Annotated in this window: 11 protein-coding genes; 2 read left to right on the top strand and 9 right to left on the bottom strand. The window is 37.3% G+C overall.

Annotated features, from left to right (window positions below):
* Positions 1–278: 278 nt before the first annotated feature.
* A complete protein-coding gene (locus tag CN378_RS14505) occupies positions 279–1,433 on the top strand; it encodes an abortive infection system antitoxin AbiGi family protein (protein ID WP_098353082.1) in 1,155 nt (384 codons plus the stop codon).
* A gap of 89 nt (positions 1,434–1,522) precedes the next feature.
* On the opposite strand, the gene CN378_RS14500 is transcribed toward CN378_RS14505, so the two are convergent.
* Genes CN378_RS14500 through CN378_RS14490 form a run of 3 tightly spaced genes read right to left on the bottom strand, consistent with a single transcriptional unit; the run spans position 1,523 to position 4,067 of the window.
* On the bottom strand, positions 1,523–1,885 hold the full coding sequence (locus CN378_RS14500; RefSeq protein WP_098353080.1) for a hypothetical protein: 363 nt from the start codon (positions 1,883–1,885) through the stop codon (positions 1,523–1,525).
* Positions 1,886–3,298, bottom strand: coding sequence for a hypothetical protein (locus CN378_RS14495; protein WP_098353079.1), 1,413 nt, complete (start codon positions 3,296–3,298; stop codon positions 1,886–1,888). It abuts the gene before it with no gap.
* Positions 3,299–3,344: 46 nt separating this feature from the next.
* Positions 3,345–4,067 carry a hypothetical protein gene (locus CN378_RS14490; protein WP_098353077.1) on the bottom strand — a complete coding sequence of 241 codons (723 nt, stop codon included), beginning with the start codon at positions 4,065–4,067 and terminating at the stop codon, positions 3,345–3,347.
* A gap of 166 nt (positions 4,068–4,233) precedes the next feature.
* Between CN378_RS14490 and CN378_RS14485 the strand changes: the two genes are divergently transcribed.
* The gene (locus tag CN378_RS14485; protein WP_098353075.1) at positions 4,234–4,470 is read left to right on the top strand and encodes a DUF2188 domain-containing protein; all 237 of its coding nucleotides are present in this window, start codon (positions 4,234–4,236) and stop codon (positions 4,468–4,470) included.
* Positions 4,471–4,560: 90 nt separating this feature from the next.
* On the opposite strand, the gene CN378_RS14480 is transcribed toward CN378_RS14485, so the two are convergent.
* From CN378_RS14480 to CN378_RS14450, 6 genes are all read right to left on the bottom strand, one after another.
* Positions 4,561–5,685 carry a hypothetical protein gene (locus CN378_RS14480; RefSeq protein WP_098353073.1) on the bottom strand — a complete coding sequence of 375 codons (1,125 nt, stop codon included), beginning with the start codon at positions 5,683–5,685 and terminating at the stop codon, positions 4,561–4,563.
* A complete protein-coding gene (locus tag CN378_RS14475) occupies positions 5,675–7,315 on the bottom strand; it encodes a helicase-associated domain-containing protein (RefSeq protein WP_098353071.1) in 1,641 nt (546 codons plus the stop codon). The genes CN378_RS14480 and CN378_RS14475 overlap by 11 nt, the downstream gene beginning before the upstream one ends.
* 12 nt (positions 7,316–7,327) lie before the next feature.
* Positions 7,328–7,885 carry a metal-dependent hydrolase gene (locus CN378_RS14470; RefSeq protein ID WP_098353069.1) on the bottom strand — a complete coding sequence of 186 codons (558 nt, stop codon included), beginning with the start codon at positions 7,883–7,885 and terminating at the stop codon, positions 7,328–7,330.
* Positions 7,886–8,060: 175 nt separating this feature from the next.
* Positions 8,061–8,702, bottom strand: coding sequence for a hypothetical protein (locus tag CN378_RS14465; RefSeq protein WP_098353067.1), 642 nt, complete (start codon positions 8,700–8,702; stop codon positions 8,061–8,063).
* Positions 8,703–9,230: 528 nt separating this feature from the next.
* Entirely contained in the window at positions 9,231–10,016 is a 786-nt protein-coding gene (locus tag CN378_RS14455) for an REP-associated tyrosine transposase (RefSeq protein WP_098353065.1), read from the bottom strand.
* Between the two features lie 29 nt (positions 10,017–10,045).
* Complete coding sequence (locus CN378_RS14450) at positions 10,046–11,590, bottom strand: YifB family Mg chelatase-like AAA ATPase (RefSeq protein WP_098353063.1); 1,545 nt, start codon at positions 11,588–11,590, stop codon at positions 10,046–10,048.
* Positions 11,591–12,206 lie beyond the last annotated feature (616 nt).

Below are 12,206 nucleotides of genomic sequence, written 5' to 3'. Positions count from 1 at the left end.
TCGAGAGGTTGTCGCAACATCGCCGTGAGGACGTATGGATAAAAATACGCAAAATATATCCCCCCTATTCAACCCTATGATATATAAGGCTTTGACCACCTTTTCAGCTAATTCGCATAAAAGATTTTCTCCCCAAAATAAAAATGCCCACCACGTATTGTGAGGAGCAAGGTTTGACGAGTTTCTTCTATATATAAGTTCCTGTTATTAGTTCTTTTCCACCTCACATTCAAGTAAAATAGTTATATCGTTATTTTATTTAAAAACGGAGGACAGGCATGACAACCAATAATCACAGTCCAAGAGAAGATCTATCACCTTATTTAATTCACTTTACAAAAGAATTTAACGGGAATACCGCATTGGAGAATTTAATATCTATTCTACGAGAAAAGAAAATACGAGGAACCGGTCCACAGAACATATATTCAGCTAGAATGAGAAACGAGCAAATAGATGCTTCGATTCAGGACAAGTTTAGAGTTGCTTGTTTTTCCGAGGTTCCTTTAGAAATGAGTCACCATTTAGTCAACAATCCACTTCACGGCCATCGTAAATTTAGTGAATACGGCTTGGTATTTAAAAAGGATACAATAAAAAAACATCAAGGTAACCCGGTATTGTATGTAAATGATGAGAATGCGGATTTGAAAAAGTTTTTAAACGAGGAATATGAGCACTTTATTCTCAATGAGCAAAACGCTGATTCTTATCGTTTCTTAGGAGCGATATCCAATATTGTGAAACCAGGAGTCGACTACCAGTTTGAACGGGAGTGGCGGGTCGTTGGGGACTTTTCTTTTGATATAGATGATATTGAATATATTATCGCTCCTAAAGGGAAGCACGAAGATATTCAAAATTATTATTTGGCTCCGCATGTTCCTTGCCTAGATGTTCATGAATATCAAAATTTAAAATTCTTAATGGACGAACCATGCACTCTAAATATTGTCGTACGGACAGCAAAGACAATCCATCACGATTATTATATAGATCATCACTTTAGCATTCACGCTCGTTTTGCCAATCGATATTTGGCAGATGCTGCTTTGGAGTCTTTAAGTAATTTTGGGGCAGTATCATGGGTCTATGACGAGTTTGACCACCAATATGCAATTTCAATAAATGAGCATTTGTTTTCTCAGTTTGAAGGTGCTCATGACCCGGATGATTTGGATGATGGGGAAATCTTGTACAATCTTGAAAAACAACTGCGTTTCATGAAATCTCTTTATTCAGAAGAAGTTTTATATACCTTTGAAAGAGAGCCTAACGAAGAGGAAAGATTGAGGAATGCTAATTATACAATGACCTTAAAGGGGCCCTTTGATCAATATGCTCACTCCGCTCTCCATGAAATTATCAATGCGATTATTTCAACCAATGGCGGCCAAATAAAGGTTGTCGATTGGAGTGGCGTTGATATATAAACTCTAAAGGATAGCAAAGTAAAAAAAGAACCCACCAAGTAGCTATGCACTGAAAGCTATACATTCACTTGGTGGGGAATCTATAAAACCTATTTTAGGATTTGGAAATCATGGCGCTTTCCTATTGAAATCCGATAGTTTTCAAATTCATCCGATCTCCATTGCTTGTCCATTATACTCCTTAACTCCCCAAGCGTTACCAATGTCTCATCAAACCTATATAAATCCCCTTCTACAGGTAAAGTTTTTATCGCATCTAAAAAATCATCATCACTTACAATTTCTTTTAATTTAACAATTACATGATTTACTTTCCTGGATATCAGTGGAGTTATTTTATCTGTTGGTTTCTTCTTTGCAAGCTTGTCTATTTCATCATATAAACTTTCTATGTGTGTAGCTAGTTTTCTATGATTCGTATATTCTTCCTTACTCACCATTGGTCTGTCCATTTAAGCTTCCTCCATAAATTTTCTATACACTTGATTTATATACATTGTTTTACTTAGGCCATTTTGATAGTTATCCAACAATGTGAGAATATCCTTGTCAGTAAGATTAATAATAACCTTCTTCTCTCGATTCAGTCTACGGTAGGCTCTTTGTATATCTAAGCCATCATTCTCTCTAGAAATTAAAATACCAAATAAACCTATATCTTCGTTAAGTCTTGAAGAAATTTGGAAAAACTCCTCATTATTTAAATCCTTCATATTTTTCAACTCTATAGGGATGATATTGCTCCCATGTTTTATTTTTATATCATTCCAAAAACCACTGTCTGCATAATTGTAGAATGTTATGTCAATTATTTCTCTACCGTCAATTGTTTTGACTTGTGGATGTGGATCATCTAATTGAGGAGAAAATAATAATTTAAGTATTCTTATCATCAGAGATTCATACTTTTTTGCATCCTTATTTCCAGGGTTTATTTGGGAAAGTTCCTTTTTAAGTTCATCAGCTGTATTTCTTCTTAAATCGGTTCCCTCAACGGCATCCAGCGATACTGCCGATGTTTGCTCTTTTTCCTTTTTTGCTAGGTATATTCTTTTTAGCTCTGGTTTTTCATGAAGCACTTCAACAACGGTTTTTTTGGAAAAGTTATATTTTTCATTTATTTGTTTCCAAGTAATTTTTGGCACTTTACCAATTGCTTTAATAGACTTTTCAGTTTCAATTTCCCTTAACATATATCGATACGTTGAATTCCAAAAGTCTTTGTAATCGATTTCCTCAAATCTTCTAAGAACAGTTTTTGGTACCAATAAAAAAGGAGAATCATTAAAAGGATTTATTGGTAGATCTTCATGTTGATCATCCCAATCTAGTTCATCCCAATCAAAAACATGTTCGATACAAATACCTTTTTCCATAGGAATATTATGCATATTGCATTGAGCCTGAGTATATCTAATAAAGAAGGATTTTGCTATGTTAGTGCACATGTCACTTACCATATCGTATCCTACACCCTCAATCAGTAACTGCATTTCCGCAATATGACTTATACCATATTGTTGTATGTCTTTATTACTAATAATTTCATCATATATAATAGTTCCTCTTGATTTTCCAAGACCCCGGCCAGCATGGTCGCCTACACTCAGCCCTAGCATTGTTTCTTTAACTTCAGGGAATGATAGCATTCTACGAGCTACTTTTTTATTGCCCTTAGTAATTTCTTGTATTGCAATTTCAAAGAATTTCCTTAGTAATGTGTGTACTTCATTAAACTCAGGATTTTTACTCTTATAAAAAAGAAAGGGATCCACATATAAGTTAAGATCCTCTTTTAAATTGGGTATTAAAAAATCAACTTCAGACTGTTTGAAGGGTAAGTTTAGAGCATCATTTAATAACAAGTGACCACCTCAGTTTTAGACAAAAATTTACTTGATGTAAAAAACATCAATCCTTCTTTAGCTCAATATATCCTGACTTTTCAAGAAACTCTGTAGCTTCATTTATAATGTAATACTCTATATTTGTTAATTTCTTGTTGTACATATCTACATACAATTTTTCTAATGAAGATGCCAATTGAATCAGTAAAGCAACATGCAAAGCATAAAGTTGCTTAGAAATAGATTCATCATATATTGGATGTATACTAGCTGGTATTGCATCTCCATTTGCTCCGACACTAAAAAGAGGTAAGTATAAACTCTCATCAGATACATGAGCCATTCCACTTAAACTACCGTAAACCTTTGCTAGTTCCCATTTTACATGTTTTACATTTGGAGTCTTTTGATCTTTGCGCTTATTTAATACTATTTCTTCTAAGGCAGCTATAGTTTCTAGTTCCTGCCTAACTAATGCAAAAGCCTGAATATATACCCCTTCGCTTATTGCTCTTTCAGTTATATCAATACCTTGAATAAATGATGCAATTACTGCTAGTCGCTTAGATTCAGATTCAGTAACATTATCTGATGGTTTATCCATTTTATTTATTATAGAAACTATAAAAGCATTTACATCTCTATGAGCCTCAATCAGACTTTCACCATAATTACTTCTTGAAAGTAATTTGTTATTTTCATAAATTTGATTTGCATTAACCATAAATTCTTGCAGTTTTTCAGCTATTTCCTTTGCTTCCTTTTCATGTTTATTAAGGTTTCTCATTCAACATCCTCCATCTTGACTTGACTCTATATCTATATCGGGTTTGTAAATCATAAAATGTTACATCTACTATGTTCGTCACTATAAGTTTATCAAAACTTCCATTAAATAGAAGGTTAATTTATAAATTTGTTGAATTTTGTAAAAAAAGAGAGGAGGTGTAATAATGGCTAATAAAGATAATCAATACGTTGTAAGACACGGAGATAAATGGGCTGTTCGTGGTGAAAACAAATCAAGGGTGGCAAAAACGTTCGATACTCAAAGGGATGCTATAAGTTACGGAAGAGAACGGGCTAAAAGCAACAGTTCAGAATTAAGGATTCAAGGGAAAAATGGTAAGTTTCGAGATTCAGACAGCTACGGGAATGACCCAAACCCACCAAAAGATAAAAAGCATTAGCCAGCATATCCGGAGCTGCCAAGTAGAAATAACCCACCAAGTATCCGTATAGAATCCTATACATCAACTCGGTGGGTTGCTTTGATAGCTTTATACTTCTTCTTTAAATTTATTAATTGCTGCTTTAAGTTCATAATCTACTACATCTGGAATTGCTGAAGCGCATCCGGTTAAAGTGTAATGAAATTCTTGTGTGACCTTTTTATTTTTCATTATCTGATCCAGTTCAATATCAAATACTAAAAAGTAATGTGAATCTTTCATTCTACATACTGGCAGAAGTTCAAATAGTATAAATGGATCGTAATGATAAGGTACAAAGATTTCAAATGAGGCTGATACTAACAGTGCTTCTTGATTCCATAACGGATGAACTTGCTTTTTAGCAAGATACCAACCCTCTGGCATTAATTGTACATATGTTTTTCCTGATTCCTTATGAACCTGTATTAAGCCTAATTGCCTGGATTGGTCAAATTCTATAGCAGTGTCTGAAATAACAGTCATATCAACCCATTCATCAGGGTTCTGTTGGTATTTGGAGATTTTTTGTAAAAACAAAATACCTCTACTTCCAGCTTGCTTCTCATAAAAGGTTTCTAAAACCTTGTCTATTGTTTGCTTTTTCCATTTCGTATAAGCAGATACATTAAGTTCATAAAGATGTTTAGTTTTCTTGATAAATCCATAATTAACTAAAGTATTAATTACTTTCCAAACTGTTTCCTTGTCCATGATTAACTCTTCTGTCAAAAGACGAACATTACGGTCATTTTTTCTAAGCGTTAATTTCACATTCTGTTCTCTTTCAAAGTAATTAAGTAATAAAACACATTTTAAGAAAAAGCTATGGTTAGTACCTTCACTAATTGATGAAAATGTTTTAACAAACATCGATCTTGACCACTGGATTAAACAATCTTTCAAATCATCTGGAAGCTCTCCCTCAACAAGTATTCCGTAATCATTAAATAACTGTGCTTGTTCATCATTAATTGGCTTTTGAATATGTGCAAAAAGAAGTAAGTCATTTATTGTCTTTTCACCAAAGCTCTGTATTACACGATGAAACTTTTTTGAATCTTGATAAAATGCTGCGATATCCTTAGCAATCCATGATTTCGTAGCATCTTTAAAAGGTTCTATTTTTAATCTGTTCAGGATATCCTCTAAATGTTCTTCACCTAACTGCAATAGGGCTTCTCTATGATTCAAAAAACTCACCCCTATCCACTAGCTCCTCAAATGTAAGAATTCGATAATGAAATCCATAATTGATAAGTCTTCGTCTTCTTTTGGCATAATGTCTTTCCTCATCCGTATTTAATGAAACGAGTGAGTACAGTACAGCATCTTCTTTCCACTCTTCTGCCGGCAGTAATTTCCCCAGCCGGAGATATTCTTCCCTTACAGACCCTTGCTGATGGGATAAGGCAATCATCACTTCAACCATGGAAAGCAGCATATTTTCAATAAGTTTTGAGGATGTTATTAATTTATCAATCTCTCTACTGTTAAATGAACTTATAAGGCATTTTTGCTTTTCTTCACCTAACTGATTCGTCAATGTATCTATTTCAATTAGTTCACTACATGCTGTTGTAACCTCATTGAAGTAAGAAACAACCAATAATCTTTTTGCTTTCTCTTTTTTCAATAAAATGGATAACGCCTTATATTTGTTAGAATTTAAAGTGTCCGGATTTACTTTCTTATTATGATCTCTAGCTATATATTCACGCCACTCATCTGGTGGTAAAGGGATTTTAATTTCTACGCACCTCACTGGAACTTGGTATCCTCGGTTTACCAGGGTTCGATGAAGTACTTCGTACCATCTTGGCCCAATTAATGCTAAAACAAGATGGCCATTGCCATCAGATCTTGCAAGAGTTGATGCTAAAGCTAATTTATTTGTTGCCTGAATATCTGCTGTTCTTTCATGCGTTGGCGTTGGAAGTTTATGAGCATCATCATATATCACAAAACCAAAGCCCTCCAAATCCTCTACGTGATCAGCAAGAATTTCATATGTTCCAATTGTAATTGGTTTTAAGTCTTTCTCTTCCTTACTAAAGATTGTAATATTGCTCTCAGATAGGTCTGTCTTTTCAATGAGTTCACTTTTCCACTTCTCTGCCCTATGTTTATCTTCGACAATTATTAGAGTTGATGTTTTTAATGCCTCAATAATTTTAATTCCGACTAGGATCTTTCCTGAGTTAGGTGGCATAATTATCGTTCCACCACCTCCAGCTTGGTGGTTAAAAGTTAAATACGTTTCAACTGCAGCATGCTGGTAATCCAATAGTTGAAGGTTTATGCTGGTAATATCTAATTCCTCTCCAACTTCATATACAATATCTTTCGCAAATAATTCATGCTCAAAGAGTAGTTTCTTAACCTTTTTTCTGTACCGAGCTTTAAACAATAAAGTCTTCGGATCCGGATGACCTACGATTTTACTTTGAATTCCCTCAATGGCTTTAATTTCGCTTATTAACTCTTCCGTTCTTGCCTGTAATTGCAAACGATCATCATCCATGGAGAATTGTAATGCTCCAAAATGGTTCATATTCTTTTTAATAGTCTCTTTTAACGAATCTGGTACTACATTTTGAGATTGTTGCTCTAAGAAGTGAGTAATATAGTCTACTTCTACCCCTTTTGCTTTTGCAGTCCATAACGCATATGGGGTTAAAGCATATGTATGAACTTGCTCGGGTGCTTGAATTAAATCTGCGAATTCAATTAACTCCTGACCAACTTCTCCTTTTTCATCTAAACCTTCCAACAAATAAATATTCCTGCTGTCAGGATGAATGACCAATGGCTTTTTATACACTTCACCACTTCCTCAATTAGATATTGTCTTTAAGTAATCCATTAATATATGAATAATCGAAGAGACTAACTCTACTGTAGATTGAATCAAATAGGGATAGAGCTTTCCGTATACAAACACAAAATAGAATAATAGAAAAGTAAAAATGTAGAGTAATATATCCTCTGTAATACTACCTGTTTTGTATGTAAAGGGGAGATTCGGACGGACTGGTTTAAATGGGGCAAGAATAGGAATGCTTCGTACTGAAAATAAGTCTCCGATTATATGGAACAGGTATCCTAATGAAATTCCAACCGTTAAGAAAGATGGGTAGATTAAAAAAACAAATGATACAAGCATCCAGGCAAATAAACTATGTGTAACACCGCGATGTCCATATCTTTGTTTAACATATTTAGAAAGACCAAAGGATCTACGACCGATGAACGATTGCGGTTCATCGATATCCGGCAGCAAGCTACCAAAACATATCCCAATTACATAGCCAATATGAAAAGGATAATTTAACATAATTGACAAACCAGCACCTGCTGTTAACGAGCTTACGATGTGTGTTTTATAACGCAATATAACCAAGCTCCCCATATGATTTTATTTAATTGATATGCTTGGTTATTTATGGATATAACTTTTCACCTATAGAAACATAAATAAAAGCCCATCACCTATAACGGCAATGAGCAATCTGATTATTTTATATCCCCTCTAATAAGAAAAAACGCATCGTTTCACATTTTATATTTTATTGAATGTCATCTGGATAGTGATAATGGACAAAATTATATTCTTTTAAAATCCTTATCGGAATGTAGATATTTATTTTACCATTATCATCTTCGTAGGTTTTGAATGGTATCATTTCTTCATGAATTAACTCAACCAATCTTGTTAAATCTTTAATACATAGCCATTCAGTGATAATTTTTTTCTCCTTATCTACATACCCAAAGAGGAAGTGCGAAGCTGCCTGTAGCTTAAAAATTTCACCTTTTACTGTGTTAGGATTTCCCACCCCAAAATTAACATCTTTGAAGCATCGATACTTATCATCTCTCCACTTTTCTTGAACATAACTTTCGCAACCTTGCTTCGAAAACTGTGGAAAAGCTTTAGATGACTTTTTGACAATAAAGTCAATTGCACGTTTTCCATCAAGGCTTTTTAATTGAGGACAAGCATCATCACGATAAATAGCTGTTGGTAAAATTTCTAATTCACTTACTTCTTTTACATTAAATAGGACAGGATACACACTTTGTTTAGCTAATTCATGACCCAAGTCTGCTAATTCACAATTCTTTTTGAACTGTTCATCGTTTGATAATAACGTTTTAATTTCATTATTTCCTCTGTTTGTTTCATTGAATTCTTTATTTTTATCCATTCTAATGTCTCCTTCCGGTGAACAGAAAAAAGCCGTCACCTTCAGGATGGAGAGCTGCCTGAAAGGTGACAGCTCTCCGTCAACCATATATTATTAACACTATATGGTATGTTCGAAACAACAGAGATATGACAAGATAAATAATTTATTTAAAAACGGTCTCGATACCCATAACTCTTTAATGGTAGTTATATTCACTTTTTCTTCTTACGAGGCTTGCCTTTCTTCCTCAACCGCCACGCCATCTTTTCATTTCCAGTTACGGTCATCTGCATGCCAAACTTCAAATCGTAGACGATCCTTCCGTCCGGATGAATTACTCCCTTTTCAACAATTCGACTGCAGTAGAATGGGGACGGTTCCTATTTAACCTAAACCTCAAATGTCTCTTTTTCATCTTCCAATCCATAGATGTCAGAGTGATACACTGCCATTTAGTTTCATTCCAATACCAGCAGCAATCAAAACCCTCTTCTATTTAAAGTGAAAGGAGAACGGAAAGCGTACCCAGTTTAATCCTTCCCCTCTCTACCCCTTCACCCTATACAAAAAATAAACCGCCACTCCCAAAATCCTCGCAGCCTGCAACTGAGACACCCCTTCAATCTTCTTTACTTTCCTTAACACCCCATCCCTCTCCTTCTTCGGCAAACTTTTCAATTGTGGAATTTCCAATGAACCAAGGCATTTCCTGATTTTCTCACGGGCTTCGTCATCAGATAGCCTCCTACTCGAAATACCATAGTCCTCCAGGCAAACATCTTGAGTTTTTCGCTCATTAAATTCTTTAAACCTCAGTATGGCAAGTGATTGATCGGAAGAGAACATATTTAAAATGAACGGGGAATCAAGAAGAGATGGAGGATAAACAGGTTCACCGTAATACCGACGGCAGCTGCTCCACTGCCAGTGATGGGGTTTAGACACAATGCCTGCTTTAATGGGGTTCTGGTGGATGTATCTGGTCACGATAAGGAGGTAGTTCACGTTTTCAACATTCTCGCTTTTGAACCGGTCTTGGAATAGATGGCCGTTGGTCTTGTACTTCCAGTTATAATAATTGGCATATGTCACGCCGATCCGCTTCATGGCCACTGATATACTTTCATGGCCTTCTTTAAGCAGAAGGTGGACATGATTGCCCATCAGGCACCAGGCATAGACCGTCAGCCCGGATTTTTGTTTCACCTTCTTCAGGGTTTCAAGAAATGTAAGGCGGTCGTCGTCATCGTGGAAGATCTCCTGCCGGTTCGCTCCTCTGACAATGACGTGATATACTCCGCTCTTGCTCTTTTCCCTGGCTTTCCGCGCCACTTTCTCCACCTCCTTTTCTTTTCAAAAGATTAGTCATACACCGCCCCTTGCGTCTCTCCTGTCATCAAAACGGTGGAAAATGGAGCTAGCCTACGCAACGACAGAGCTTCGTTAATCGAAGCATCGGTCATGGCCTCCTCCCCCTCTAAGTCACAAATCGTCCTTGCCAGCCGGATAATCTTGATCTGCACCCGGTTGCTGAGTCCTTGGGTGATCGATAACCGCTGTAGCTCACTCTGTTGCCCGGGAGTTAGCGGACTATTCCTGATCAACTCTTCAAACGGAACACTTCCGTTGCAAATCTCCCTACCGTAACGGATATATTGCCTTTCCCTGGCCGCGCATACCCGCTTCATTATGTCTGCAGATGATTCGATTTCGGTGAAGTCATGATCTTTCATATTCACTGCCTCCAAGGTAAGCAATAAATCCATCCGGTCCAGAATAGGGCCGGATACCCTGCCTTTATAGGCTTTTATCTGTTTATCCGAACAGGTACAATACTGATTCTTGGAACCGTAATAGCCACATGGACAAGGGTTCATGGCAGCAATAAAGATGAATTTTGCTGGGTAGGTTACGGTGGAGTGGGCTCTTGAAATGGTGACCGTTTCATTTTCTAGGGGTTGTCGTAACATATCGAGGGTTTTCTTTGAGAATTCTCCGAGTTCATCCAGAAATAAAACGCCTCGGTGGGCAAGGGACACTTCTCCAGGCTTTGGGTTTGACCCGCCTCCGATGATGGACACGGCTGAGGCAGAGTGATGAGGGTGACGGTAAGGGGGTAGGGCGATGGAACTATACGGGGCACCGGCTAATTGATAGAGACTGATCTTCTCGAGCTGGGCTTCTTTAGATAAAGGCGGCAAAATCGAGGGAAACGTTTCCGCCAGCATGCTCTTCCCACATCCCGGAGGACCATCCATTAACACGAAATGCTCCCCACTCGCGGCAATCTCCAGCGCCCGTTTAGCGAACTCGTGTCCGATGATTTGATTAAAGTCCCTTTCGATCACCTGCTGTTCTTCTTCACAATCGGAGTGTTGTGCAAATGGAAGCAGCTGCTGCCCAGACAGAACATCCATCACATCACGGATCGTCTCGATGTATACCAATTCCAGGTCTGGGATCTCGATGGACGGGATGGACGGATCAAACGGAAGATAAAGTGTCCTGAGATTCAGTTTCTTAGCCGCAAGAATCGCTGCAATCATTCCCTCCACGGGAAGCACCGTCCCATCCAGCGAAAGCGCCCCGATAAACCCTGCATCACCCGGTATCTCCTCCTTCAAGAAATCCCCGCTCTTTAATACACCGATTGCAATCGCCAGGTCAAACAACGGGCCGTTCTTCTTCTGCTCCGCCGGTGATAAATTGATGACCACTTTCATATCCACCAGTGGAAATCCCAAACTCCGCAAAGCAGCCGATACCCGCTCCCTCGACTCCTTTACCGAAGCATCCGGAAGCCCTACCACCACAATCGACTCCATCCCCTCCGTCACCTGGACCTGTACCTGCACACGGTAACCTTCCAAGCCTTTTAACCCAATGCTTGTTACACTACAAGACATATAGACAATCCTCCGTTTCACTATGTATTTCATAATAGGGATGCTAATGAGAAAGAAGACCTTAAATTAAGAAAAAAATTTGTACATTGTTTGAGGGGGAAGTGTTGTAGTTCATTTAGTTAAAGTTGGATATTGTCAGTAGTGGTGTGAAGTACAGAGTTTATAACCTGTAAAGAAAAGAGGAAATGAAAGAAGAACAAAGGAGATGGTGAAACGAAAAGTAGTAAACGCAATTTAGTTTACCATATTATTTTAAATATTACAATTATTTACTCCCATCTGCTCACAGACAGATAAAACGCCTATCTCCCATACTAGGCGGATCAAATGTACGTACTCCGTGACTATTAAGAGATGCAATACTCAAGTGGAATTCATATTGGTATAGCTGGGCCAATTTATGTGCATACGCAAACAGAAAAATGGGAACTGCTAAAGATCATTTTTCTCTAGTTAAGATGCGCATTTCCCAGATTAATGAAAAAAGCCAAATGGGAACCGTCCCCATTTGACCCTTTCACCTTCTTTCTTTATGTCATCAGGTTAAAGGTTCACCAATTACTCGGGCACCATGGTGTTTCTCACTTTGCGGCCTTCTATGCAGCTTGACCGCTTC

Source organism: Bacillus sp. AFS015802, from assembly GCF_002561455.1.
Classification (GTDB): domain Bacteria; phylum Bacillota; class Bacilli; order Bacillales; family Bacillaceae_B; genus Rossellomorea.
The sequence above is the reverse complement of the archived record's forward strand: the minus strand, read 5'-3'. Positions and strand labels throughout refer to the sequence as shown.

Bases quoted from the DNA above. Each gene is read 5' to 3' on its own strand.
- CN378_RS14465 (WP_098353067.1), bottom strand. From the start codon at position 8,702: ATGGATAAAAATAAAGAATTCAATGAAACAAACAGAGGAAATAATGAA.
- CN378_RS14505 (WP_098353082.1), top strand. From the start codon at position 279: ATGACAACCAATAATCACAGTCCAAGAGAAGATCTATCACCTTATTTA.
- CN378_RS14490 (WP_098353077.1), bottom strand. From the start codon at position 4,067: ATGAGAAACCTTAATAAACATGAAAAGGAAGCAAAGGAAATAGCTGAA.
- CN378_RS14485 (WP_098353075.1), top strand. From the start codon at position 4,234: ATGGCTAATAAAGATAATCAATACGTTGTAAGACACGGAGATAAATGG.
- CN378_RS14450 (WP_098353063.1), bottom strand. From the start codon at position 11,590: ATGTCTTGTAGTGTAACAAGCATTGGGTTAAAAGGCTTGGAAGGTTAC.
- CN378_RS14500 (WP_098353080.1), bottom strand. From the start codon at position 1,885: ATGGACAGACCAATGGTGAGTAAGGAAGAATATACGAATCATAGAAAA.